Here is a 24403-nt window from a genome sequence, read left to right on the forward strand (position 1 = left end):
GCTCTAAAGGCCCACTGCCGGTGCCGCGTACCTTGAAACAAAAATAGCTGCTGGCGCACTATCCATGTGCGCCAGCAGCTATTAATTCAGAAGCAACCCGGCTACAGATCAGTCCAGACTTGCGCCCGACGACTTGACCACCTTGCCCCACTTCACCGATTCAGACTGGATGAAGGCGGCAAACTGGGCAGGGGTTTCATTGACGGGCTCGCCGCCCTGGTCAACGATCTTCTTCTTCACCTCGGGGTTCGCCAGCACCTTGGCCAAAGCACCGCTGAGCTTGGCCAGCACGGGCGCGGGCGTGGCCGCAGGCGCGAGCAGGCCGAACCACGACATGGCCTCATAACCGGGCACACCGGCTTCGGCGATGGTCGGCACATCGGGCAGCTCGGGCGAGCGCTTGGCGGTGGTGATGGCAATGGCGCGCAACTTGCCCGAACGCACATGCGGAATCACCGAAGGCAGGTTGTCGAACATGATGGCGATCTGGTTGCCCAGCAGGTCGGTCACGGCCGGTGCGCTGCCCTTGTAGGGAATGTGCGTGAGTTCGACCTTGGCCATCGCATTGAACAATTCACCCGACAGGTGCGGAGAAGCGCCGTTGCCGGGCGAGCCGAAGTTGATCTTGCCGGGGTTGGCCTTGGCATAGGCAATCATTTCGGGCACCGTTTTGAACGGCTGCTGGGGGTTGGCCACCAGCAGGTTGGGCACATTGGCCACGCGCGTCAGCGGTGCGAAGTCCTTGATGGGATCAAAGGGCATCTTCTTGTACAGGCTGGCGTTGATGGACTGCGTGCCCACGGTGCCCATGAACAGGGTGTAGCCGTCGGCCGCGGCCTTGGCGGCATATTGCCCGCCGATGTTGCCGCCAGCACCGGCCTTGTTTTCAATCACCACCGGCTGGCCCAGCTCGGTCGAGAGGTATTGGCCCACCAGGCGCGCCAGGATGTCGGTGGTGCCGCCCGCCGAGAAGGGCACGACGATGGAAATAGGCTTGGCGGGATAAACGGCCTGCGCAAAAGTGGCGCCCGGCAGGGCAGCCGTGCCCGCAGCCAGGCTGGCCAAAACAGCCAGGGCCTTGCGGCGGCCGGTCAGGAAGGTGCGGTGTGTGGAAGTGGTCATGGTTGTTTCCTCTGTCTTTCTCGGTTCAATGGAATCCGCTGTGCCGGGCGAACATGCGCCCGGACGCAGCAGACGGGTGAGAGGGCCGGTTCGGGCGGCGCGGTGAAAGGGGCGTGAACAAGGCGCTCACACCCCCGCCACGCCCACGGTCATGCCGCCGCAGACATACAGCACCTGGCCCGTGACGAAGCCGCTGCGCGCATCCAGCAAATAGCTGGCGGCATGGGCCACGTCGTCGGGCGTGCCAATGCGCCTGACGGGCACGGCATCGACGATGGCGCGGGTGCGTGGTGCGTCGGGCGGGTTGGCGCGGTCGAACAGCTCGGTGCGAATGGGGCCGGGCCCGATGGCGTTGGCCGTGATGCCGTGCGGCCCCAGCTCCAGCGCCCACACGCGTGTCATGCCGATCAGGCCAGCCTTGGTAGCGGCATAGGCGGTGCGCAACTCCTTGCCCAGCGCCGCGCGCGAGGACATGTTGACGATGCGCCCGAAGCCCGCCGCTTTCATGCCCGGCAGCAACGCCTGCATGCACTGGAAAGCGCAGCGCAGGTTCAACGACACCGCCAGGTCGAACTCGGCCAGCGTCTGGTGCTCGGCATCGGCCGGCACCACCACGCCCACGTTGTTGACCAGCCGGGTGATGGGGCCGCTGGCCAGCGCCGCTTGCAGTGCGCGCGCGGTGTCTGCCGCATCCGACAGGTCGGCACGGATGGCGCCGGGCACGGAGTCCACCACGCGGTCGATGACGATCGGCAGGTAGCCCTCGGCACGGCAGCGCTCGGCAATGGCAGCACCGATGCCGGCGCCGCCGCCGGTGATCAGCACGCGCTCGGGGGTGGTATTGGGCTGGGTCATGGTTTTTGCGGGTGAATGGCGTGGGGCGCCAACGGTTCAGGCACCCATGGCCAAAAAGGCGGCCAGCGCGTCGTCAAACGCAGCCGGTGCTTCTAGGTTGGACAGGTGCGAAGCCGGTACTTCGGCCAGGCGCGCACCGGCAATGGCCCGCTGCATGGCCTTCGCATCGACCACGGTGGTCACCGGGTCACTGGCACCGGCAATCAGCAACGTGGGCACGCGAATGGCGGCAATGGCATTTCGCAGGTCGGCCTGGGCCAGTGCCTCGCAGCAGGCGGCATAGCCCTCGGGCGCGATGCCGACAATCCAGCCTTGCGCCAGGGCCACCCGCGCGGGCTGGGCCGCGATGAAGGGTTCGGTGAACCAGCGGCCGGGCGCCGAAGCGGCCAGCTCGGCCATGGCCGCGGTGCCTTGGTTGCGCACCAGCGCAGCACGGGTTTGCCAGCCTTCGGCCGTGCCAATTTTGGCGGCACTGTTGCAGACCACCAGGTGGTTCAGGCGCCCGCCCGCGTGCACGCCCAGCCACAGCCCGGTGAGGCCGCCCATGGAGATGCCGCAAAAGCTGGCCTTGGCAATGCCCAGCGCGTCCAGCAGCGCCAGAACATCACCGCCGAGTTGCTCCAGGCTGTAGGGGCCTTGCGACACCACGCTGCCGCCATGGCCGCGCGTGTCGTAGCGCAGCACGCGGTGGGTCTGGGCGAAGTGCTGCGCCTGCGCGTCCCACATCTCCAGCGGCGTGCCCAGCGAGTTGGAAAACACCAGCACCGGCGCATCAGCGGGCCCATCCAGGCGCACGCGAAAGCGCCCGCCGGGGGTGTCGATGGTTGGTGTCTGCACGGCTTGTGTTGGCGCGGTGAGTTTTGGCACGGTCAGACGCGTTCGAGGATCACGGCAATGCCCTGCCCCACGCCAATGCACATGGTGCACAGCGCGTATTTGCCGCCGGTGGCGTGCAGGCGGTTCACCGCCGTGGTGGCCAGGCGGGCACCGCTGGCGCCCAGCGGGTGGCCCAGCGCAATGGCGCCGCCCCAGGCGTTCACACGGGCGTCGTCATCTTTCAGGCCCAGGGCGCGCAGCACGGCCAGGCCCTGCGCGGCAAAGGCTTCGTTGAGCTCGATCACGTCCATGTGGTCAATGGTGAGGCCGGTTTGCGCCAGCACCTTCAGGGTGGCGGGCGTGGGGCCAAAGCCCATGATGCGCGGCGCCACGCCGGCGGTGGCCATGCCGACCACGCGGGCACGCGGCGTCAGGCCATACTTGGCGGCGTTGGCTTCGTCGGCCAGCAGCAGCGCGCAGGCGCCGTCGTTCACACCGCTGGCGTTGCCGGCCGTGACGGTGCCGTCAGGCCGCACCACGCCCTTGAGCTTGGCCAGCGCTTCCAGGCTGGTCTTGCGGGGGTGTTCGTCGGTGTCCACGACGATGGCATCGCCCTTTTTCTGCGGGATGGTGACCGGGCAGATCTCGCGCGCCAGGTGGCCCGCTTCGATGGCGGCCACGGCACGCAGCTGGCTGTTCAGGGCCATCAGGTCCTGCGCCTCGCGCTCGATGCCAAAGTCGGTGGCCACGTTTTCGGCCGTTTCGGGCATCGAATCCACGCCGTACTGCGCCTTCATCAGCTTGTTGACGAAGCGCCAGCCAATCGTGGTGTCATACACGGCGTTGTTGCGGCTGAAGGCGCTTTCTGCCTTGGGCATGACAAACGGGGCGCGGCTCATGCTTTCCACGCCGCCCGCGATCATCAGACCGGCTTCGCCGGCCTTGATGGCGCGCGCTGCCGTGCCCACGGCATCCAGGCCCGAGCCGCACAGGCGGTTGATGGTGCCGCCGGGCACTTCCAGTGGCAGGCCCGCCAGCAGGGCCGACATGCGCGCCACGTTGCGGTTGTCTTCACCGGCCTGGTTGGCGCAGCCATAAAGCACGTCGGTCACGGCGGCCCAGTCCACGCCCGGATTGCGCTCCATCAGCGCCTTGAGCGGGATGGCGCCGAGGTCGTCGGTGCGCACGCTGGACAAGGCACCGCCGTAGCGGCCGAAAGGGGTGCGGATGGCGTCACAGATGAAAGCTTGGGTCATGGGTGTCTCCTGGGGGTTTGTCGGGATTGAGGTGAATTCAGGCCTGGATGGGCAGGCCGACAAGGCGTTCGAGCTCAGCGTGCTCCAGCCCTTCGACCTTGTCGATGAGCTGCAGGCCCTGCGGCGTGCAGGCCAGCGTGGCAAGGTCGGAGTAAATGCGCTTGACGCAGCCGATGCCGGTGAGCGGATAGGTGCACTGCGCCACGACCTTGCTGGCGCCCTGCTTGGTGAGCAAGTCCATCATCACCCAGGTCTGCTTGGCACCGATGGCCAGGTCCATGGCGCCGCCCACGGCAGGAATGGCGCCGGGCTCGCCCGTGCTCCAGTTGGCCAGGTCGCCCGTGGCCGACACCTGAAAGGCGCCCAGCACACAGATGTCGAGGTGACCGCCGCGCATCATGGCAAAGCTGTCAGCGTGGTGAAAATACGCGCCGCCGGGCAGCAGGGTCACGGGCTGCTTTCCTGCGTTGATGAGGTCATAGTCTTCGCTGCCCGCAGCGGGCGCCGGGCCCATACCCAGGATGCCGTTCTCGCTTTGCAGGACGACTTCGCGGCCCGCGGGAATGTGGTTGGCCACCAGGGTCGGCTGGCCGATGCCCAGGTTGACATAGGCGCCGTCGTGGATGTCTTGCGCCACCCGTTTGGCCAACTCTTCTTTACTACGTTTTTGATAGCTACTCACGCTTGCTCCTTTTGCGCCAGAGGCCAATTTCATGCAGATTTCTTCATGCCACCCGCCTGGGTGGCCACGCGGGCGATCTTCACCACGTGGCTCACATAGACGCCCGGCGTGACGATGGCTTCGGGGTCGAGCGCACCGAGCTCCACCACTTCGTGCACCGTGGCAACCGTGGTCTTGGCGGCGGTGGCCATCACGGGGCCAAAGTTGCGCGCCGACATGCGATAGGTCAGGTTGCCCCAGCGGTCGCCCTTTTCGGCCTTGATCAGGGCCACGTCGCCGTAGATGGGGTACTCCAGCACGTAGTGCTTGCCATTGATTTCGCGCGTCTCTTTGCCCGCGGCCAGCTCGGTGCCATAGGCCGTGGGGCAGAAAAAGGCGCCAATGCCAGCACCTGCGGCGCGGATGCGCTCGGCCAGGTTGCCCTGCGGCACCAGCTCCAGTTCCAGCTTGCCGCTGCGGTAAAGCTCGTCAAACACATAGCTGTCGGCCTGGCGCGGAAAGCTGCAAATGATCTTGCGCACCTGTCCGGCCTTGAGCAGCGCCGCCACGCCCTGCTCGGCGTTGCCGGCGTTGTTGTTCACGATGGTGAGGTCGCGCGCACCATGGGCGATCAGGCCGTCGATCAGTTCGTCAGGAATGCCCGCCGTGCCAAAGCCGCCAATCAGCACCGTGGCGCCATCCTTCACACCCGCAAGTGCCTGCGCCACCGAGTTCGCTATCTTGTTGATCATGGAAAGTCTTCCGGGAAGTGTCAAAAAATTGCCACCAATTTGTTCGTATAATGAACAAATGTTCGCATAGAGAATTATAAACCGGGCATTTCATGAACACCAATACCCCTCCCGCCAGCCCGAAACCGGGCGACAGCTACGTGCAGTCGTTTGCGCGCGGCCTGGAAGTGATCCGCTCGTTCAGTGCCACCGCGCCGCAGCAGACGCTGAGCGAGGTTGCCGCGCAGACCGGCCTGACGCGCGCGGGCGCGCGGCGCATTCTGCTCACGCTGCAGACGCTGGGCTATGTGGAAAGTGATGGTCGGCTGTTTCGCCTGACCCCGCGCATCCTTGACCTCGGCTTTGCCTACCTGTCTTCCATGCCCATCTGGAATCTGGCCGAGCCGGTGATGGAAGAGCTGGTGGAGCAGGTGCGCGAGTCGTGCTCGGCGGCCGTGCTGGACGGCCTCGATATCGTCTATGTGCTGCGGCTGCCCACGCACAAGATCATGCGCACCAACCTGGGCGTGGGTTCGCGCCTGCCCGCGCCGTGGACATCGATGGGGCGGGTGCTGCTGGCGGGCCTGCCCGACGAAGAACTGGTGGCGCGGCTGCAGGGCCTGAACCCCCAGCGCTTTACCCAGCACACCACCGTGGCCGTGGCCACGCTGCTCGAACGCATACGCCAGGCACGCACACAGGGCTGGTGCCTGATCAATCAGGAACTGGAGGAAGGGCTGATTTCGATTGCCGCGCCGCTGACCAACCGCGCGGGCCAGACCGTGGCCGCCCTCAATATCAGCGGCCAGGCCAACCGCACCAGCGCCGAGGTGATGCAGGCCACCATGCTGCCCGCCCTGCTGCAGGCTGCGCGCACCATTTCACGGCTGCTGAGCCTTCAGCGCAACTGACGTGCGGGCCTTGGGGCCGAACAGCCGCCGGCAAACGGCTGACAGCGCGCACCGCGTATTCGCGCTGCCTGCCCAAGCAGTTCAATTCTTGCGAAAACCCAGCACCAGCACCACGGCCCCCAGCGCAATGGCGCCCAGGCTCAGCCACTGGGGCACATTCACCGATTCCTTGTCTTTCACGGTGAGCTCCAGCGGACCCAGCTTGGCCTGCGTGGTTTCTTTGGTGAAGCTGAAACCGCCGGTAAAAAACCCGGCCAGCCCCAATACGATCAGGATCGCTCCGGTCAGACGCAGTGCATTCATGGCATATCTCCCAAATCCGGGGCTGTTGGACAAAGGCGCAGCAGCGACCCCGGTTTCCCCGCCTGTGCCCGGCCACTGTAGACGCGCCCGGCGCCTGCGCATGTAGGACGCCACCGCAACGGCGCACCACCCGTTGTGCGCCGGCATCGCTGCCACTGCGTGCTACGCTCAGGGCCATGTTCAACCCGTCCCAAGCCGATGTGCGCCGCTTTCTCTGCGCAGTGCACGCCAAGACCCTGAGCGGCGCCCCCATGGAGGCCATCGAAACGCTGGCCAGCCTGTGGATTGCAGAGCACCCCGAGTACCACGCCGAGCTGGCCGACGCCGACGCCGCCGTAGCGCGCAACTACGACGAAACGCCAGAGCAGACCAACCCGTTTTTGCACCTATCAATGCACCTGTCGATCAGCGAACAATGCAGCATCGACCAGCCGCGCGGTATCCGCCAGGCAGTAGAGCTGCTCACCGCGCGCCTCGATTCCCTGCACGACGCCCACCACGCCACCATGGACTGCCTGGGCCAGATGCTGTGGGAAAGCCAGCGCGCCGGCCGCCCCCCCGATGGAGACGCCTACATCGCCTGCGTGCAGCGCCGCGCCACCCGGGACTGAAGCGGTCGCCAACGCTGCGTTGATCGCGGCGCAAGCTCCACCACAGGTTTTGGGCCCCTGGGCGCTCAAACGCTGAACGGGCCTGCGCAAGCGTCAGGCCGACAAGCCAGAAACAGCACAGTTTCGCGCCGTGGTGCAGCCTTCGCGCAACGCATAGTCGCGCGGAAACACCAGCACGTCACATTGCACGTGGCCCACCAGCCGGACCGCGACACTGCCCATCAACCAATCAACGGGTGCCGGGCGGCGCTGGTACCCGACTGCAATGAGATCGGCTCCTGAGGCTTCGTGTTGCACGGCAAGCTGCCGGGCCGGGTCTCCGGCTCCCAGCACCGAGGCCACACGGTTGCGCCGCGTGTCCAAAGCGGTGGCAAGCGGCAGCATCTTTCGGCGTGCCTGCTCGCGCATTTCGGCGCGATAGGCCTGAATGGCCTGCATCGACGCTTCGGCGCTGCGCAGTTTGGCTTCGTTGCGCCGGTCAATGGCGTGATAAAGCTCCAGTCGCGCCTCCCCTTGCAGCCCCCCGGCATACCGCACCAACGCCCCTGCGGTCTCGGAAAAATCCACCGCAACCAGTACATGACGATAGGCACTTTTGGGTGCGTTCTGCACGATCAGCACCGGACAGCGACTGCCGCGCAAGACTCGCGCCCATGGCGAACCCCGCAGCAGGCGCCCCCAGCTGAAATGCGCCCGCCGGTCCATCACCAGCAAATCTGCTCCCGCCGTTGCGGCCAGCGCATCGGCCACCACGTCGCCGGTGCCCTGCCTTGCGGCAACGACGGCAACATCATGGCGCCGGGCCAGCTGGCGCGCCCGCTGTTCCAGCCGCGCGTGCGGATCGGCGAACTTGGGATCGGGCGTGTCGGTGGCGTAGTGGATGCGCAAGCGCGCATGGTGATCGGCTGCAACCATGGCAGCGCGGTCCAGCGCCTGCTCGGCGGCGGCAGAAAAATCGGTGATGGCAACAATGGTCTGAAGGTGCATGGAACTTCCCGGTAAGCGTACAAACGGCCGGCGCAAAGCGCCGCGCTGGATGGCGCCATCAGTGCGCCCACGCAACGGAAAACCACGAAACGTGAGCGATGAAAACCGGAATCTCAATGGCTGCAGCACGACATGCTGTCGCGCGCACTGGTCCGGCATGACTGCCCGGCGGTGGGTCGATGACGCTCTTGGGGGAAAGAAGAAACCGCCGGGCCTAGGAATCTGCGGCCGTGGAAGCTGGTTTCAGAACACCCGTCCTTTGCACGATGTGTGCGGGCAGCGCAGCAGTCGTGGACGACTCGGCGGCACGGACACAGGAGGGAGAAACCAGAAAACGCATAGGGGTATTTTACGAACGACTCCCCCAAAGGGCAACCAAGCCCCTGCGCGGTGTGCCAGATAGGCAGGCGCCTGCGACAGCAAGCGCCATGTGTGCATGGCCAGAAACAAAAGAGCCCGCTGGCTGCGGGCTCTGTGCGAATGGCCTGGTTTGCGGGGCGAGGCCCCCAACCGGCGGCCAGCTCAACGAAAACGCGATTGCGGCACCGTGTGCAGGTCGCTTTCGAGCGAGCCCACATAGCTTGCAATTGCCTTCAACTCCGCGTTGGTGAACTGCTTGGCGATGCCGCCCATGATGGCGTTGCCGCGGCCGACATGGGTGTTCTTTTCCACCTTGTAGGCCTTGAGCGCCACGAACAGGTAATCAGCGTGCTGGCCCGCAATCTTGGGATAGGACGGATCGATGGGTTTGGCAAAGTTGTCGCCGTGGCAGGAAACGCAGGCACCCTTTTTCAGCAACTCGGCCACTTGCACGCTGGGTTCGCGGCCCGACTTGGCGGGCAGCTCGGCGCTGGTCTTGCCGTGTTGTTCGTAATAGGCCGATACGTCGGCAATGTCCTGCTCGGTCAAGGAGTCGGACACGCCGCGCATCGTGGGGTGCTTGCGCTCGCCCTTTTTGTAGGCCGTGAGGGCGGCAGCAATGTACTTGCCGCTCTGGCCCGAGATCATGGGCACCTTGTGCACTTCGGGAAAGCTGGACTGATAACCCGGAATGCCGTGGCAGCCGATGCACATCGCAATTTTCTGCTTGCCGGCTTCGACATCTCCCTTGGCTTCCTGGGCGTGGGACACCGCCGTCACGCAAGCGACAGCCAGGGCGAATATCGTGGTCAACGTCTTGTTCATTTTGCGCGCACAATCGTATGAAGGTTCAACTCGTGGCTCTGATCCGATGGCGATTATAGCCACCGCTTGTCAAGCCCATCCATCAACGATTCGGTGTTTTGTTCATGAAATTTCAAGGTTCCCAGACTTACGTCGCCACCCAAGACCTGATGCTTGCCGTGAACGCGGCCATCACGCTGCAACGCCCGCTGCTCGTCAAGGGCGAGCCCGGCACCGGCAAGACCATGCTGGCCGAAGAAGTGGCACAGGCGCTCGACATGCCCTTGCTGCAGTGGCACATCAAGTCCACCACCAAGGCGCAGCAGGGCCTGTATGAATACGACGCCGTGAGCCGCCTGCGTGACAGCCAGCTCAACGATGGCGACAGCGCCGAGCGCGTGAAAAACATCCGCAACTACATCATCCAGGGCGTGCTGTGGCAGGCCTTCACGGCCGACCGCCCTGTGGCGCTGCTGATCGACGAAATCGACAAGGCCGACATCGAGTTCCCGAACGACCTCCTGCGCGAGATCGACCGCATGGAGTTCTACTGCTACGAAACGCGCGAACTCATCAAGGCCAAGCACCGGCCGCTGGTGTTCATCACCTCGAACAACGAAAAGGAACTGCCCGACGCCTTTTTGCGCCGCTGCTTCTTTCACTTCATCAAGTTCCCCGAAGCCGACACCATGCGCCAGATCGTGAACGTGCACTTCCCCACGCTCAAGAGCGAGCTGCTGGGCGTGGCGATGAAGACGTTTTACGACGTACGCAACCTGCCCGGCCTGAAAAAGAAGCCCTCCACCAGCGAGCTGATCGACTGGCTCAAGTTGCTGGTGGCTGAAGACATTCCGCTGTCGGCCCTGCAAAGCGCCGACAACAAGGTGGCCGTGCCACCGCTGGTGGGTGCACTACTGAAGAACGAACAGGATGTCAGCCTGTTTGAAAAACTCGTCTTCATGAATCAACGCAACCGTTGATTGCCGGAGCCCGGCCATGAGTTTTGTTCAACCACTGGTCATGCGCCACAACGGCGTGCGCCTGGAACCCCTGGCGCTGTGGCACGAGGACGGGCTGCGCGCGGCGGCTGCCGATGGCGAGCTTTGGAAGCTGCGCATCACATCGGTACCCGAACCGCATGAGACACGGGCCTACATCGAGACAGCGCTCAAGATGCGCGAAGACGGCCACCGCTTTGCTTTTGCGGTGGTCGACGATGCCACCGGCACAGTGCTGGGCACCACCAGCTACCACGACATCCTGCCCGCCGTGAAGCGTGTGGAGATTGGCTGGACCTGGTACCGCAAAAGCGTGCAGCGCAGCCACGTCAACACCATCGCCAAGCTTTTGATGATGGGCCACGCCTTTGACCAGCTCGGCTGCAACGTCGTGGGCTGGCGCACCGACAACTACAACTTTGCCTCGCAACGCGCCATCGAACGGCTGGGTGCCAAAAAAGACGGCGTGATCCGCGGCCACGCGCTGCGCCGCGACGGCACCATTCGCGACACGGTGATGTACAGCATGCGCTCGGGCGAATGGCCAGAGGCCCGGGCACAGTTGCTATACCTTTTAGAGCGTCATACGCTTGTCACATAAGCGCTTGAGGCCAATATCATGTTAATTGACTTTTTCTACACCCTGCGCGCGGCCAAGCTACCGGTTTCGGTCAAGGAATACCTCACGTTGCTTGAAGCCCTGCAGGCCGGCGTGGTGGGCCCCAAGTCAGCGGACGGCTGGAGCCTGGACGATTTCTACCACCTGGGCCGCACCGTGCTGGTCAAGGACGAGAAGCACTACGACAAGTTCGACCGCGCTTTCGCCGCCTACTTCAAGGGCGTGGAAATGGTGGCCGACTTCACCAAGGAGATCCCGGCCGACTGGCTGCGCAAGATCCTGGAAAACGAGCTCACGCCCGAGCAGAAAGCCGCCATCGAGAAGATGGGCTGGGACGAGCTCATGGAGACGCTGAAAAAGCGCCTGGAAGAGCAGAAAGAACGCCACGAGGGCGGCAGCAAATGGATTGGCACCGGCGGCACCAGCCCGTTTGGCCACGGCGGCTACAACCCGCAGGGCGTGCGCATTGGCGGTGCCAGCAAGAACAAGAGCGCCGTGAAGGTGTGGGAGCAGCGTGCCTACCGCGACTACGACGACCAGCAGGAGCTGGGCACGCGCAACATCAAGGTAGCCCTGCGCCGCCTGCGCAAGTTTGCGCGCGAGGGGCACGAGCTGGAGCTGGACCTGCCCGACACCATTCGCAGCACGGCGGCCAACGCGGGGTATCTGGACATCAAGATGGTGCCCGAGCGCCACAACAACGTGAAGGTGTTGCTGCTGATGGACGTGGGCGGCACCATGGACGAACACATCCAGCGGATCGAAGAACTCTTCAGTGCTGTCAAGACCGAGTTCAAGCATCTGGAGTTCTACTACTTCCACAACTGCGTGTACGACTTCATGTGGAAAAACAACCGGCGCCGCTTCGCCGAGAAATTCCCCACCTGGGACATCATCCGCAAGTACAACAAGGACTACAAACTGATCTTTGTGGGCGACGCCACCATGAGCCCGTATGAAATTTTGCAGCCAGGCGGCAGCGTGGAATACAACAACGAAGAGCCGGGCGCCGAGTGGATTCAACGGCTCACGCACGCCTTCCCCAAGCACGCGTGGATCAACCCCGAGCCACAAGGCGTGTGGCAATACCGCCAGAGCATCAGCATCATCCAGCAGCTCATCGGCAACCGCATGTACCCTTTGTCACTCAAGGGGCTCGAAGAAACAATGCGGCTGCTGTCAAAATAGGCACATGCCCATCGCTCTTTCAACGCCGGCCCGATGGCCGGCGTTGCTGTTTTTCTGCGTGGTGTGCCTGCAAGGCTGCAGCCTGTTGCCCCGAGGCGAACGCAACGCCACCGCAGACACAGCCTCCACCCCGGTCAACGACAGTTCCTCCTTGCCCGCGTTCACCCTTGAAGTGAACGCGCCCGACGGCGTGCGCGAGACCCTGGAGCGCCATCTGGAACTACAACGTTTCCGTGCACTGCCCGATCTGCAAGACGGCGAGTTGCAGCGCCTGCTGGCCGCCGCCGACGCTAACGCGCGCGAACTGCTGGGCACCATGGGCTACTTTGCCCCCACCATCACGGTGCTGATGACCGACACCCCCGAAAGCAAAGCCGCCTTGCGTGCCGTGGTCGTAGTGGTAGAGCCCGGCCCGCAAACCCGCATTGCCAGCACCCAGATCACCGTGGCCGACAGCACCGACAAAGACACCGAAAGCCACGCTCGCCGCGAGCAACGGGTGCAACGCAACTGGTCGCTGTTGCCAGGACAGCCCTTCACCCAGTCGGCCTGGGACAGTGCCAAGGCCGACGGCCTGCGCCAGCTTCAGGTGCGCCGCTACCCCACCGCCCGCATTGCGCAAAGCCGCGCCGAGGTGGATGCCGACACCCACCAGGCGGCACTGAGCGTGAACTACGACACGGGCCCCTCTTACCGCTTTGGCCCCCTGAAGGTGCAAGGCAGCGAGCGCTATGACCCCGATGGCGCGCGGCGCCTGGCCCGCTTGCCCACCGGCGCTTTTTATGACGAGGCGCAACTGCTGGATGCGCAGTTGCGCCTGGCCAGCAGCGGTTACTACGACGCGGTGTTTCTCACCCTCGACACCGAAGGCACCGACCCGCAGGCCGCCCCCGTGGTGGCGCAGTTGCGCGAGGCCAAGCTGCAAAAGCTGGTGTTTGGCGCCGGCATCTCCACCGACAGCGGCCCCCGCCTTTCCATGGACCATATCCACAACCAGCTGCCCGGCATTGGCTGGCGCGCGGTAAGCAAGCTGCTGCTGGACCGCGAGACCAAGCTGGCGACCACCGAGTGGACCGATCTGCCCGACGAAAACGGATGGCGCTGGTTTGCCTCGGCCCAGGCGCAGCGCGAAACCACGGGCGACTATCAGGTCAACAGCGCACGCCTGCGCTCGGGCCGCAGCAAAAGCGGTGCACGCATTGATCGCAACTATTTTCTGCAATACGACTACGCCAACAGCCAGGGCCTGAATGCCCCGCCTTCGGGCACGGCGATCAGCGTGAACTATGGCTGGACGGGCCGCTATTTCAATAGCACCGTGGCGCCCACGCGTGGGCACGGGCTGGCGGTGGAACTGGGGGCAGGCACCACGCTGCACCCCGACCGTGCGGCCTTTGTGCGCACGCTGGTGCGCTGGCAATCGTTCATTGCGGCGGGCCGCGTGCAGGCCGAAACCGGTGGCGCGCGCAATGCCCGCATCGCCCTGCGGGCCGAAGCTGGCGCCGTGATGGCGCGGCAGACGGCGCAGATCCCGGTAACGCAGCTCTTTCTGACCGGCGGCGACACCACCGTGCGCGGCTATGGCTACCGGGCCATCGGCGCCCGCACCGAAAACAACCTGCTTTATGGCGGCCGCTATCTGGGCCTGGCCAGCGTCGAATGGCAGCGCCCCATCGTTTACAACGGCGCCATGACCGACTGGGAGAGCGCCGTGTTTGTGGATGCTGGCGCCGTGGCCGACCGTGTGGGCGACCTGGACCCCCGCGTTGGCGTGGGTGCCGGCGTGCGCTGGCGCAGCCCGGTGGGCCCGCTGCAGGCCGACCTGGCCTATGGCGTGCAGTCCCGGCAACTGCGGCTGCATTTGCGCCTGGGGTTCAGCTTCTGATGCGCCGCCAGACGCCCGCCCAGCGCACGCCCCCGGCCGATTTCTCTGCGGGCGGCGCCACCCCGCCCGCCGCACCCGTACGCGGCAAACACGTACGCCGGGTCCTGCGGTTCTCGGGCTGGTTGCTGGTGGGCCTGTGCGCCCTGGTGCTGGCGGTCGGCACGCTGGCCTGGTGGTGGTCGGGCCGCGACAGCTCTTTGGCAGCCCTGCTGGCGCGCGCCGCCCTGCATCTGCCGGCCGGGCAAACACTGGACAGCCGCGAGGTGAGCGGATCGCTGCGCAGCGGCGGCCGCATTGGCTGGCTGCGCTGGAGCAGCCCGACACTGCGCGTGGAAGTCAGCGATGCCAGCGTGGGCTGGCAACTGGCACCCTTGCTGCAGCGCCGCCTGGAGCTGGGCGAGGTGCATGCCGCCACCGTGACGATCACCCCGCTGGGCCCGCCCAGCGGCGAGCCCCTGACGCCACTGGACACGCTGGTGCTGCCGCTGCAGATTGGCCTGCCCTTTCGCATTGACCGCCTGCAATGGGCAGGCACACCGGCCGTGGAAGCCCTGGGGCTGGCGGGTGACTACCGCTTTGATGGGCGCCAGCACCATCTGGCCATTGGCAATGTGGCACTGGCCCAAGGCCAATACACCGCCCGCGCCACCTTGGACGCCCAGGCTCCCATGGCGCTCGATGCCACGGTGGATGGCAGCGTGCACCAGGCCGTACCCGGCAGCAGCGCCAGCGTGCAGGTGCAGGCCCACGCCACACTCAAAGGCACCTTGTCCACCGCTGCCGCGCAATTGCAGCTGGATGCCCAGCTGCGCCCCCTTACCCAGGCTGCGCAGCCCGCCGCCGCCACGCCCCAAGCCCCCGGCATGGCTGCGCCTACCCGGCAGCGCACCCCATCCACCCCCGCCGCCGCCGCCGTACCCGAAGCCATGCAGGCCGCTCTGCAGGCCACGCTGGCCCCGTGGGCGCCTCAGCCGGTGCAGCAGGCCCGCGCCACGCTGCGCGCCGTCAACCTGGCCACGCTGTGGCCCCAAGCGCCCGCCACGCAGCTGAACGGCACGCTGCAGGCCGGCCCCACCGCGGACCAAGGCACTCCTGGCTGGGCCGTGCAGGCACAAATCAACAACGAGCTGGCAGGCCCATGGGACCAATCGCGCCTGCCGCTCACCGCCCTTGCCGCCAGCGCCAACTGGGATGGCACGCGCTGGAGCATTCCCGACGCTACGGCCAGCGTGGGCAAAGGCACGGCCACGCTGCAAGGCCACTACACGCCCGCCACGGGCGCCATCGACGGACAGGCCCAGCTGCGCAACCTGCCCCCCGAGGCGCTGCACACGGCGCTGGCGGCAGCGCCGCTCTCGGGTAGCGTGGTAGCGCAAACCCAGGGCAACGGCAGCATGGCTTTCACGGCCGACATCCAGGCCAGCAAAGCCACAGCGCCGCGAGCGCCACGCGCCCCTGCGCTGCGCATCAATGCCTTGCAAGCCAAGGGGCAGTGGCAGGCGCAAGAAAATGGCGGCACGGTGCGACTGGAACGCCTGCTGGTCGATGCCATGCAGGCCCGGCTGGAGGCCACCGACCTGCGGGTGGCGCTGGGCACCCCATCCGCACAAGGGAAGTTGCAACTCACAGTGCCCGGCGCCAGCGCCCAGACCACGGGTGCAATGGCCCCCCGCACCGGTGCCGGATCGCTGCAAGTGCAGTGGACCGACGCCGACCGCACCCAGCGCTGGCTGACCAGCCTGCCGGGCCTGGCCACGGCCCTGCAAGGAGCCACGATCAAGGGCCAGGCGCAACTGACCAGCCGCTGGACCGGCGGCTGGCAAAGCCTGGCAGAGCAGCTGCAGGCTGCCCGGACAGGCACGGCGCCGCCCGCGGACAAAACCCCGTTCACCCTGCAGGCCACGCTGACCGCACCGCAACTCGACCTGACCCTGCCGCCGGGCAACGCATCTACGGCGACCGCTGTGCAGTTGCAATCGCTGCGGGCAGAACTGGCGGGTTCGCTGCGGCAGGCCACGCTGGCACTGGACGGCACGCTGCGCACGGGCACACTGCAGACCACGCTGCGCACGCGCGTCGCGGGCGGGCTGGCATCCGCCGCGCTGTGGAAAGCGCAGGTGAACGAGCTGCGTATGCAGGCGCAAGACACCCAACGCCCCGGCCCCTGGACACTGGAGCTGTTGCAGCCCCTGGCCTTGACGGCGCAGCTGGGCCAGCCACCCGCCACACCTGGCACGGTGGCGCTGCAGGCTGCGGCGGGCCAGGCCCGCCTTACCGGCCCGCTGCCCGGCAGCGTGGCGCTGCAATGGCAACCCACGCGCTACCAGGCAGGGCCCGGCACGGCAATGCGCCTGCAAAGCCAGGGCCGCTTGGAAGGCCTGCCCTTTGCATGGCTGGATGCGCTGGGGCTGGAAGGGACGCCCGCAGTGGCTGGCAAACCGGCCCAGCCGCTGCTGGCCCGCCTGGGCCTGGGGGGCAACATGGTGTTGGAGGGCCAATGGAACGTGGATGTCGGTTCCACGCTGCGCGCCCAGGCCAGCTTGCGGCGCACCAGCGGTGACCTGCGCATCCTCACCGGCGAAACTGCCCCGGTCACGGTGCTGCAAAGCTCTGGCCAGGGCACCGGCGCGGGCAGCCCCACCTCCATCACCACCCCGCAGCCCGGCAGCCCTGCCGGCGTGCGCCAGGCCGAACTGACGCTGGAGGCCGAAGGCGACGCCCTGCGCGCGCGCCTGCTCTGGGCCAGCGACCGCGCCGGTGATATGGATGCCACCGCCAACACCCGCCTCACCCTGGGCGACTCGCCGGCGGGGGGCAACGCACTGGCGGGTGTCACCTGGGCGCCCGATGCTCCGCTGGCCGCCACCGTGCGCGCCCGCCTTCCCGATGTGGGCGTGTGGTCGGCCCTGGCTCCACCGGGCTGGCGCGTGCGCGGCACCCTCGACGCCAACGCCACCCTTTCGGGCACCCGCAACGCCCCCCGTTGGGCCGGCACGCTGGGTGCCGACGGCCTGGCCGTGCGTTCCATCGTCGATGGGGTAGACCTGCAGGGCGGCAAGCTGCGCGCCACACTGCGCGGCAATCAGCTCGACATCACCGAATTCCGCTTGCAAGGCGGGCGCGGCAGCAACGCGCGCATTGCCGGCTTCAGCGGCAACCGCACGCCCGCGCCGCAAGACGGCGGCACTCTCACGGGCTCGGGCCGGCTGAGCTGGGGCGAGCCCAATGAGGGCATGTCGGGCATTGCCATGGACATCACGGCCGAGGCCCGCGCGCTGCAGGTGCTGGTGCGCGCCGACCGGCAGGTCAGCGTGTCGGGCCAGGTGCAGGCGCAGCTGCAACAGGGCCAGTTCAGCGTGCGCGGCAAGCTCACCGCCGACCGGGCCACCATCATCCTGCCCGACGAATCAGCGCCCAGCCTGGGCTCGGACGTGGTGGTGCGCTCGGCCGCCAAAGACCGCGCAGACCAGGCCAAGGCCCAGGTGGCCGCCCGCGCCAACCAGAAAGCAGCGCAAGCCGAAACCCCCCGGCCACCTGCCATTGCCATCACCCTCAACCTGGGCCGCGACTTTGCGCTGCAGGGCCAGGGCATCACCACGCGCCTCACCGGCGAGCTGGACATCCGCAGCAGCACCGTGCCCGGTGCCCCACCCCGCGTGACGGGTGAGGTGCGCACCGACGCGGGCCGCTACCGCGCCTGGGGCCAGATGCTGGACGTGGAGACAGGCCTGATCCGCTTCAACGGCCCCTACAACAACGCTGCGCTCGACATTCTGGCGCTGCGCCCCAACATCAGCGTGCGCGCGGGCGTGCAGGTCACCGGCTCGGCCCTGTCGCCCCGTGTGCGGCTATATTCCGACCCCGAAATGCCCGACGCCGAAAAACTGTCGTGGGTGGTGCTGGGCCGCGATGCGGCCAACGGCGGCGCCGAAGCCGCTGTGCTGCAACAAGCCGCCCTGACCCTGCTGGGGCGCGGCGGCGGCAGCAACCCCACTGCCCAGGTGGCCAGCCGCCTGGGCCTGGACGAAATCGGCTTCAAGGGCCCCGGCACCGGCGAAGACGCCACCAGCGCCGCGCTCACCTTCGGCAAGCGCCTTTCCAAAGACATGTATGTGACCTACGAGCGCAGCCTGTCGGGCACGCTGGGCACGCTCTACATCTTCTACGACCTCTCGCGCCGCCTCACACTGCGCGGCCAGACAGGCGAAAAAAGCGCCGTGGACATCATCTACACCGTGCGCTACGACTGATTTCACCGCGAAAACCGGCGCCCCGCCCAGCCTCTACAATCGCCGGCTGCCTCCTCGTAGTTCAATGGATAGAACGAGTGCCTCCTAAGCGCTAGATACAGGTTCGATTCCTGTCGAGGGGACCACATGCAAGGCCGGAAGCTTCCGCAAGCTTCCGGCCTTTTTCTTTTTCCCCTGTGAGAAGTGGCCTGGATCCATGCAACAACATGCTGCGAGGCGTTGAAGCCAGTTGCAATGAGCCCATCGCGCCTCGGACAAATGCCTGCATTGCCGTATAGCGCGCATGCCGCGCCTCCAAGGCGTGGTGAATGCTCCGCCGCAACCGACATGAAGACAGGCGCATGACTGATCGGGAAGAGACGCCGAAGGCAGGGAAAAACACTCCGTTGACAGATATTGAGTCAAATCGGCCTCTAGCCCTTTATTCATAAGCGCAAGCAGCTATCAAATCAGGAGTTAACTTAACCATGCGCGGGCCGCGTTCGCCGCGCTTGCCTTGCTGCGCACCCTCGCCTGCAGCGGGCACGCCCTACAGCTGAAACCCCACCGCCCGCACCACGCCCTCGGCGATGTCGCGCAGCCACGACGGCTGGCGTGCGTGGTGGGGCTGGGCGGTGGCGATGTGGCGGGCGCACCAGTGGGCCAGCCATTGCACTTGCTCGCGGTCGTAAAAGGCCGTCATGTGTTCGTAGTTGAGGAACAGGCTGCGCGCATCGAGGTTGACCGAACCGGTTAGCGCCATGCTGTCGTCGATAACCACCGCCTTGGCGTGCACCATGCCGGGGGCCAGCCACACCCGTGCGCCCGCGGTGGACAGCTGGCGCAGGGCGCGTTCGCGGGCCAGGTCGGCCAGGCGGTGGTTGGAGCGGGCGGGCACGATGAGGTGCACCTGCACCCCGCGCCGGCAGGCAATGCACCAGGCATCGAGCAGGGCCTCGTCGGGCACGAAATACGGCGTGATGGCCACGATGCGGCGCTGCGCGTGATAAGCCGCCGTGAGCAGCAGCGCATAGACGGTGTCGTCGGGCTGATCGGGCCCGCTGGGCACCCACTGGGCCAGCGCGCCGCCGGGCGGGCCGACCAGCGCATGGCGCGGTGGCGGCAGGTGGCGGGTGAAGCGCACACGGCCGGTGGCGGCGCGCCAGTCGGCCCGAAACTGCGCCTGGGCCAGCGCAGCCAGTGGGCCCTCGACATCAAAGCTCAGGTCCAGCCAGGCGGGCTTGCCGGGGCGGTCCAGAAAGTATTCGCTGGCCAGGTTGCGCCCGCCGCTCCAAAGGCGTGCCCCGTCGGCCACGGCGACCTTGCGGTGGTTGCGCAGGTTGGTGCGCCCGCGCATGGGGTTGTGCAGCAGGGGCATGAAGCGCCGCACCGTCACACCCTGGCGGGCAAGCTGGCTCAGCACGGCAGCCGGCGTGTGCAGGCTGCCCACGGCATCCACCAGCAGCCGCGTGGCCACGCCGCGCTGGGCGCATTGCACCAAGGCCTGGGCCACGCGGTCGCCCACCTCGTCGTGGTGGAACACAAAGGTGCACACGTCCAGGCTGTGCCGGGCAGAGTCGATGAGGGCCAGCAAGGCCTGAAGGGCCTCAGGGCCGTCTTCGTGGAAGTGGACATGGGCGTTGCGCACGGCGGGCGCCAGGTCCATGCCCCCCAGCAGGTGCGTGGCCCAGGCGGGGCCCTCGCCCGTCGCCGCGTGGCTGAGCGTCGTCGCAGTGCCGGGCCGGTGCAGCGTGCGCAGCGGCCGCGCAAACTTGCGCGAGCCCACCAGCAAAAACAATGGCAGCGCCACATAGGGAAACGCCACGATGCCCAGCACCCACGCCAGCGCCGCAGAGGGATGGCGGCGCTGGTGGTCGATGCGGGTGAACATCACATACACCAGCAAGCCAGCAACCACCAGCATGGCGTGGCCCAGGCCGGACAGCAGCACGAAGTCGGTCATGCGGCACCTTGTGGCGTGGCCATGCGCCCACACGGCGGCGCCCGGCGGGCCGAGCCGCCCGGGGTGGCACAGCCGGTGGTGGACATCCAGTGGCCTGCTCCTGCTGCCCGAACCATTGACATGGCACGGTGGATTGCACCGGCAGCATTACGTTCGCCCCGGGCTTGCGCAAGGGCTTCGACAAGCCCAGCCCGAACGGGGTGGCACGCTTCAAAAGGCCGGATGAACCGGGCGTTGCCAGGCGGGGGGTGAGGTAGTGCAAACAGCCGCATGGTGCCCAAGCATAGCGACGGCGCATGGCGGCCGCTGGGCAACAGCGCCGGGCCGCAGAGCCCGGCGGGTTTCAGGCGCGGCCGCGCAGCGTGCGGCTGAGCAGGATCACCGGCACCAGCCCCACCGCCACCAGCGCCAGCGAAGGCAAAGCAGCCTCGCCCAGTCGCTCATCGCGCGCCAGCTGGTAGGCCACCACGGCCAGGGTGTCGCTGTTGAAGGGGCGCAGCACCATGGTGGCGGGCAGCTCTTTCATCACGTCCACAAACACCAGCAGCGCAGCGGCGGCGGTAGAGCGGCGCAGCAGCGGCCAGTGCACATTGGCCATCAGGCGCGCGCTGCCCGCGCCCAGCATGCGGGCCGAGTCGTCCAGGCTGGCCGGAATGCGCGCATAGCCGCTTTGCACCGATTGCAGCGCCACTGCGCAAAAGCGCACCAGATACGCCCACACAATGCCCACCGCCGTGGTGGTGACCAGCGCGCCCACGCCCCAATGCGGAAAGTGCGCCTGCACCCAGCCCACCGGCAGCAGCAAGCCCACCACGATCACGGCGCCTGGTACGGCATAGCCCACACTGGCCAGCCGCACCACGCCGCGCGTGAGTAGGTCGGGCCTCCGGCGCACGGCAAAGGCCAGCGCCAGCGCCACGGCCACTGCCAGGCCGGCGGTGATGCCACCGAGCCGCACGCTGTTCCAGGCCCATTCGAGAAAACGGCTCCAGGGCAGCACCGACCAGTCCGACGCCAGCGGGCGCAGCATGAAGGCCACCGGCGCCACAAACCCCATGAACACGGGCAGCGTACACACGCCCCAGGCCAGGCCACGCGCCAGACCACGCAGTGGCACGGGCTGGGCCTCGGTGGCGCCCGCGTGGCCGGTGCCCTTGGCAGTGAAGCGCATGCGCCGCTCGGCACGGTGCTCCAGCCACAGCAGCACCAGCACCAGGGCCAGCAGCATGGTGGACAACTGCGCGGCGGCAATGCGGTTGTCCATGGACAGCCAGGCCTTGAGGATGCCGGTGGTGAAGGTCTGGATGCCGAAGTAGCTGGTCACGCCGAAGTCGGCCAGGGTTTCCATCAGCGCCAGCGCCACGCCCGCGGCCACGGCCGGGCGCGCCAGCGGCAGCGCGATGGAGGTGATGCGCCGAGAGAGCGGCGCGCCCAGCAGGCGTGCGGCCTCCATCAGGTGCGCCGCGCGCTCGCCCAGCGCCGTGCGCGCCAGCAGGTAAACATAGGGATACAGCGAAAAAGTAAACACCCAGATGGCGCCCCACAGGCTGCGCACCTCGGGCAGCAGGCGCCCCTCCAGCCCGAAGGTCTCGCGCAGCCCTACCTGCAGCGGCCCGCTGAACTGCAGAAAGTCGGTGTAGGCATAGGCCGTGACATACGCCGGCATGGCCAGCGGCAGCAGCAGCAGCCACTCAAAAACGCGCCGGCCCGGAAACTCGAACAGCGTGACCGCCGCCGCCGTGGCCGTGCCCACCACGGCCGCGCCCACCGCCACCCACAGGCCCAGCCACAGCGTGGTCCAGACGTAACCAGGCAGCACAGTGCTGGCCATCTCGCGCAGGATGGCGCCGGTGTCGGCCTGCACCACGCCCCAGGGCAGCCACGATGCCAGCAGCGCCAGCACGGGCAAGGCCAGCAGGCCCACCAGCAGGATCAGGGGCAAGGTGGATAAGGAAAAGCGGGTGCGGTGCAAGACAGGGTGCTCGGCAAATAGGGAAAGGGCACTACCGACCCACAGGGCGACCAGGAATGCAAATGCGAATTTTAAGCATTCGACCCGCCCTGCCAGACCCGCCCCACTAGAATCAGGCCATGTTTCTTGAGGTTTCCCAACTCGAAGTGCGTTACGCGGGCCGTTCCCAGGCAGCGGTGCAGGGCGTCACGCTGGGGCTGCGTGCGGGCGATATCGGCGTGCTGATCGGCCCCTCGGGCTGCGGCAAGACCACGCTGCTGCGCGCCGTGGCGGGGCTCGAGCCCGTGTCGGCCGGCGAGATCCGCCTCAAGCGCGAGCTGGTGGGCAGTGCGCAGCTGAATGTGCCGCCCGAATCGCGGCGCATTGGCATGGTGTTCCAGGACTACGCCCTGTTTCCGCACCTGAGCGTGGAGCGCAACGTGGCTTTCGGCATCCACCAGCTGCCCCGGGCCGAGCAGGCTGCGCGCGTGGCCGAGGCCCTGCAACTGGTGGGGCTGGAAGGCAGCGAGGCACGCTTTCCGCACGAGCTCTCGGGCGGGCAGCAGCAGCGCGTGGCGCTGGCACGGGCGCTGGCCCCGCGCCCGCAGCTCATGCTGCTGGACGAGCCGTTTTCCAACCTCGATGTCGATCTGCGCGAGCGCCTGGCGCACGAGGTGCGCGACATCCTGAAGGCCGCCGGAGCGACGGCGCTGTTTGTCACGCACGACCAGCTGGAGGCCTTTGCGATCGGTGACGTGATTGGCGTGATGCACGAAGGCCATTTGCACCAGTGGGACGATGCCTACACCCTCTACCACCGCCCGGCCACCCGCTTTGTTGCCGACTTCATCGGCCACGGCGTTTTTGCCCCCGCCACGCTGGTGCAGCGCGGCAACAACGTGGTGGCGCAAACCCCGCTGGGCGACCTGACCGATCTGGCCGAATGCCCCCTGCCCGCCAGCTTTCCGAGTGGCGAATGCGATGTGCTGCTGCGCGCCGATGACGTGGTGCACGACGACCACGCCCCCGTGCAGGCGCAAATTTTGCGCAAGTCGTTTCGCGGCTCGGAGTTTTTATACACGCTGCGCCTGGCCAGCGGCCACACGCTGATGGCCCATGTGCCCAGCCACCACAACCATGCGGTGGGCGAATGGATTGGCATTCGTGCGCAGGTGGATCATGTCGTCACGTTTGCGCGCGTCTGACTGGATTTTTACAAGCAAAATCGGCCGCTAGCGCTTTACTGCAAAGCGCCAATAGCTATCGAAATAGTAGCAAACCAACAGGCCGCGAAGGCGCTGCCAACACATGGCCACGGGTGCGGTCGAAGCAACGCAGTGATCGCGTGGAGGGCGAATCCGGTTTACGTCTGGCGCAGGCGGTCCACCGTGTCGTGCAGATGCTGCGTCCAGGCGCGGCGGTCCCGGCCCTGCGCCTGCTCGGGCACGCCGTAGTGCACCACGGCCTCGATCGCGGGCGCGCGCAGGGTGCGCCAGATGGAGCCCACCAGGGTTTCGTCGCCGATGTAGCTGGGCGCAAAACTGGTCATGCCCGTGGCCCTGTCGGCAAAGTGCAGGCCCACCGGCTGCACAAAAGCGTCTGCCGTCACCGCCGCCTGCAGCAGGTTGGCGTGAAACGGCAGCATGGCCCGCCCGTCGCCCGTGGTGCCTTCAGGAAACACCGCCAGCACCTCGCCGCGCTCCAGTGCCTCGTGCATCGATCGCACCATGCGCAGCGCATCGCGGCGCGAGTTGCGTTCGATGTAAAGCGTGCCGGCGGCCGTAGCCAGCGTGCCAACAAGGGGCCACGCCTGCACGTCCGATTTGGAGACAAAACGGCAATGCCGCGCCGCGTGCATGACCGGAATATCGAGCCACGAAATGTGGTTGGCGACCAGCATCACCGGCCCATTCACGGGCGGCGTGCCCAGGATGCGCAACGACACGCCCGCACGGGCCAGCAGCTGCATCGACCAGGCCTGCACGCGCGCATGTTGCTGGTCGGGCGACAGCGCCGGAAACCGCACCGCCACTATGGCGAGGCCCTTGAGAATGTGGCCCAGCACGCGCAGCAGGCGCCAGCAGGCGCGCAAATTGTTCATGCTGCACCGCCTCCCGCACAACGCCAGCGGGCGTGCCGCACACAACAGCGGT

The 24403-nt window shown here is 66.8% G+C and carries 20 protein-coding genes and 1 tRNA gene; 9 read left to right on the forward strand and 12 right to left on the reverse strand.

Annotated features, from left to right (window positions below; all coding sequences use genetic code 11):
- Positions 1–108: 108 nt before the first annotated feature.
- The 6 genes from B7Y64_RS03250 to B7Y64_RS03275 all read right to left on the reverse strand — a co-directional run bounded on the left by B7Y64_RS03250 (position 109) and on the right by B7Y64_RS03275 (position 5462).
- The gene (locus B7Y64_RS03250; protein WP_291324886.1) at positions 109–1122 is read right to left on the reverse strand and encodes a tripartite tricarboxylate transporter substrate binding protein; all 1014 of its coding nucleotides are present in this window, start codon (positions 1120–1122) and stop codon (positions 109–111) included.
- A 126-nt stretch (positions 1123–1248) separates the two neighbouring features.
- Entirely contained in the window at positions 1249–1977 is a 729-nt protein-coding gene (locus B7Y64_RS03255) for an SDR family oxidoreductase (RefSeq protein ID WP_291328366.1), read from the reverse strand.
- 36 nt (positions 1978–2013) lie between these two features.
- On the reverse strand, positions 2014–2814 hold the full coding sequence (gene pcaD, locus B7Y64_RS03260; protein WP_291324885.1) for a 3-oxoadipate enol-lactonase: 801 nt from the start codon (positions 2812–2814) through the stop codon (positions 2014–2016).
- 32 nt (positions 2815–2846) lie between these two features.
- Entirely contained in the window at positions 2847–4049 is a 1203-nt protein-coding gene (gene pcaF / locus B7Y64_RS03265; protein WP_024816173.1) for a 3-oxoadipyl-CoA thiolase, read from the reverse strand.
- Positions 4050–4086: 37 nt separating this feature from the next.
- A complete protein-coding gene (locus tag B7Y64_RS03270; RefSeq protein WP_024816174.1) occupies positions 4087–4731 on the reverse strand; it encodes a 3-oxoacid CoA-transferase subunit B in 645 nt (214 codons plus the stop codon).
- Positions 4732–4760: 29 nt separating this feature from the next.
- Positions 4761–5462 (reverse strand): 3-oxoacid CoA-transferase subunit A, encoded by a 702-nt coding sequence (locus B7Y64_RS03275; protein ID WP_291324884.1) that lies wholly within the window; start codon positions 5460–5462, stop codon positions 4761–4763.
- A gap of 92 nt (positions 5463–5554) precedes the next feature.
- Here B7Y64_RS03275 and B7Y64_RS03280 point away from each other — a divergent pair, with 92 nt between their 5' ends.
- Positions 5555–6352 carry an IclR family transcriptional regulator C-terminal domain-containing protein gene (locus B7Y64_RS03280; RefSeq protein ID WP_291324883.1) on the forward strand — a complete coding sequence of 266 codons (798 nt, stop codon included), beginning with the start codon at positions 5555–5557 and terminating at the stop codon, positions 6350–6352.
- Between the two features lie 81 nt (positions 6353–6433).
- Here B7Y64_RS03280 and B7Y64_RS03285 read toward each other — a convergent pair whose 3' ends face one another.
- Positions 6434–6655, reverse strand: a complete 222-nt coding sequence (locus B7Y64_RS03285) for a hypothetical protein (RefSeq protein ID WP_024816177.1) — start codon at positions 6653–6655, stop codon at positions 6434–6436.
- A gap of 176 nt (positions 6656–6831) precedes the next feature.
- On the opposite strand from B7Y64_RS03285, the gene B7Y64_RS03290 reads away from it, so the two are divergent.
- Positions 6832–7266, forward strand: a complete 435-nt coding sequence (locus B7Y64_RS03290; RefSeq protein ID WP_291324882.1) for a DUF1841 family protein — start codon at positions 6832–6834, stop codon at positions 7264–7266.
- A 93-nt stretch (positions 7267–7359) separates the two neighbouring features.
- Here B7Y64_RS03290 and B7Y64_RS03295 read toward each other — a convergent pair whose 3' ends face one another.
- The gene (locus tag B7Y64_RS03295) at positions 7360–8253 is read right to left on the reverse strand and encodes a universal stress protein (protein WP_291324881.1); all 894 of its coding nucleotides are present in this window, start codon (positions 8251–8253) and stop codon (positions 7360–7362) included.
- A 522-nt stretch (positions 8254–8775) separates the two neighbouring features.
- Positions 8776–9438: a c-type cytochrome gene (locus tag B7Y64_RS03300; RefSeq protein ID WP_024816179.1), complete on the reverse strand. Its 663-nt coding sequence runs from the start codon at positions 9436–9438 to the stop codon at positions 8776–8778.
- Positions 9439–9542: 104 nt separating this feature from the next.
- Here B7Y64_RS03300 and B7Y64_RS03305 point away from each other — a divergent pair, with 104 nt between their 5' ends.
- The 6 genes from B7Y64_RS03305 (at position 9543) to B7Y64_RS03330 (ending at position 18482) form a co-directional block, all read left to right on the forward strand.
- Positions 9543–10397, forward strand: coding sequence for a MoxR family ATPase (locus B7Y64_RS03305; protein ID WP_291324880.1), 855 nt, complete (start codon positions 9543–9545; stop codon positions 10395–10397).
- A 16-nt stretch (positions 10398–10413) separates the two neighbouring features.
- Complete coding sequence (locus tag B7Y64_RS03310; protein ID WP_291328369.1) at positions 10414–11016, forward strand: GNAT family protein; 603 nt, start codon at positions 10414–10416, stop codon at positions 11014–11016.
- A gap of 18 nt (positions 11017–11034) precedes the next feature.
- A complete protein-coding gene (locus tag B7Y64_RS03315; RefSeq protein ID WP_024816182.1) occupies positions 11035–12222 on the forward strand; it encodes a VWA domain-containing protein in 1188 nt (395 codons plus the stop codon).
- A 4-nt stretch (positions 12223–12226) separates the two neighbouring features.
- The gene (locus B7Y64_RS03320; RefSeq protein WP_291324878.1) at positions 12227–14107 is read left to right on the forward strand and encodes a BamA/TamA family outer membrane protein; all 1881 of its coding nucleotides are present in this window, start codon (positions 12227–12229) and stop codon (positions 14105–14107) included.
- Positions 14107–18357: a translocation/assembly module TamB domain-containing protein gene (locus B7Y64_RS03325; RefSeq protein ID WP_291324877.1), complete on the forward strand. Its 4251-nt coding sequence runs from the start codon at positions 14107–14109 to the stop codon at positions 18355–18357. Before B7Y64_RS03320 ends, B7Y64_RS03325 begins: the two co-directional genes overlap by 1 nt.
- A gap of 50 nt (positions 18358–18407) precedes the next feature.
- Positions 18408–18482 (forward strand) — tRNA-Arg (locus B7Y64_RS03330).
- A 404-nt stretch (positions 18483–18886) separates the two neighbouring features.
- Here the strand turns inward: B7Y64_RS03330 and B7Y64_RS03335 are convergent.
- Positions 18887–20299, reverse strand: a complete 1413-nt coding sequence (locus B7Y64_RS03335) for a phospholipase D-like domain-containing protein (protein WP_291324876.1) — start codon at positions 20297–20299, stop codon at positions 18887–18889.
- A gap of 343 nt (positions 20300–20642) precedes the next feature.
- Positions 20643–22271 (reverse strand): iron ABC transporter permease, encoded by a 1629-nt coding sequence (locus tag B7Y64_RS03340; protein WP_291324875.1) that lies wholly within the window; start codon positions 22269–22271, stop codon positions 20643–20645.
- 119 nt (positions 22272–22390) lie between these two features.
- Here B7Y64_RS03340 and B7Y64_RS03345 point away from each other — a divergent pair, with 119 nt between their 5' ends.
- A complete protein-coding gene (locus tag B7Y64_RS03345) occupies positions 22391–23455 on the forward strand; it encodes an ABC transporter ATP-binding protein (protein ID WP_291324874.1) in 1065 nt (354 codons plus the stop codon).
- 158 nt (positions 23456–23613) lie between these two features.
- On the opposite strand, the gene B7Y64_RS03350 is transcribed toward B7Y64_RS03345, so the two are convergent.
- On the reverse strand, positions 23614–24351 hold the full coding sequence (locus B7Y64_RS03350; protein ID WP_024816188.1) for a lysophospholipid acyltransferase family protein: 738 nt from the start codon (positions 24349–24351) through the stop codon (positions 23614–23616).
- Positions 24352–24403: the final 52 nt, after the last annotated feature.

It is taken from the genome of Acidovorax sp. 35-64-16 (genome assembly GCF_002281195.1).
Lineage (GTDB): Bacteria > Pseudomonadota > Gammaproteobacteria > Burkholderiales > Burkholderiaceae_C > Acidovorax > Acidovorax defluvii.

Excerpts from the sequence above, each read along its gene's own strand:
- B7Y64_RS03250 (WP_291324886.1), bottom strand. The coding sequence starts at position 1,122 with ATGACCACTTCCACACACCGCACCTTCCTGACCGGCCGCCGCAAGGCC.
- B7Y64_RS03255 (WP_291328366.1), bottom strand. The coding sequence starts at position 1,977 with ATGACCCAGCCCAATACCACCCCCGAGCGCGTGCTGATCACCGGCGGC.
- pcaF (WP_024816173.1), bottom strand. The coding sequence starts at position 4,049 with ATGACCCAAGCTTTCATCTGTGACGCCATCCGCACCCCTTTCGGCCGC.
- B7Y64_RS03275 (WP_291324884.1), bottom strand. The coding sequence starts at position 5,462 with ATGATCAACAAGATAGCGAACTCGGTGGCGCAGGCACTTGCGGGTGTG.
- B7Y64_RS03280 (WP_291324883.1), top strand. The coding sequence starts at position 5,555 with ATGAACACCAATACCCCTCCCGCCAGCCCGAAACCGGGCGACAGCTAC.
- B7Y64_RS03285 (WP_024816177.1), bottom strand. The coding sequence starts at position 6,655 with ATGAATGCACTGCGTCTGACCGGAGCGATCCTGATCGTATTGGGGCTG.
- B7Y64_RS03290 (WP_291324882.1), top strand. The coding sequence starts at position 6,832 with ATGTTCAACCCGTCCCAAGCCGATGTGCGCCGCTTTCTCTGCGCAGTG.
- B7Y64_RS03295 (WP_291324881.1), bottom strand. The coding sequence starts at position 8,253 with ATGCACCTTCAGACCATTGTTGCCATCACCGATTTTTCTGCCGCCGCC.
- B7Y64_RS03300 (WP_024816179.1), bottom strand. The coding sequence starts at position 9,438 with ATGAACAAGACGTTGACCACGATATTCGCCCTGGCTGTCGCTTGCGTG.
- B7Y64_RS03305 (WP_291324880.1), top strand. The coding sequence starts at position 9,543 with ATGAAATTTCAAGGTTCCCAGACTTACGTCGCCACCCAAGACCTGATG.
- B7Y64_RS03310 (WP_291328369.1), top strand. The coding sequence starts at position 10,414 with ATGAGTTTTGTTCAACCACTGGTCATGCGCCACAACGGCGTGCGCCTG.
- B7Y64_RS03315 (WP_024816182.1), top strand. The coding sequence starts at position 11,035 with ATGTTAATTGACTTTTTCTACACCCTGCGCGCGGCCAAGCTACCGGTT.
- B7Y64_RS03320 (WP_291324878.1), top strand. The coding sequence starts at position 12,227 with ATGCCCATCGCTCTTTCAACGCCGGCCCGATGGCCGGCGTTGCTGTTT.
- B7Y64_RS03325 (WP_291324877.1), top strand. The coding sequence starts at position 14,107 with ATGCGCCGCCAGACGCCCGCCCAGCGCACGCCCCCGGCCGATTTCTCT.
- B7Y64_RS03335 (WP_291324876.1), bottom strand. The coding sequence starts at position 20,299 with ATGACCGACTTCGTGCTGCTGTCCGGCCTGGGCCACGCCATGCTGGTG.
- B7Y64_RS03345 (WP_291324874.1), top strand. The coding sequence starts at position 22,391 with ATGTTTCTTGAGGTTTCCCAACTCGAAGTGCGTTACGCGGGCCGTTCC.
- B7Y64_RS03350 (WP_024816188.1), bottom strand. The coding sequence starts at position 24,351 with ATGAACAATTTGCGCGCCTGCTGGCGCCTGCTGCGCGTGCTGGGCCAC.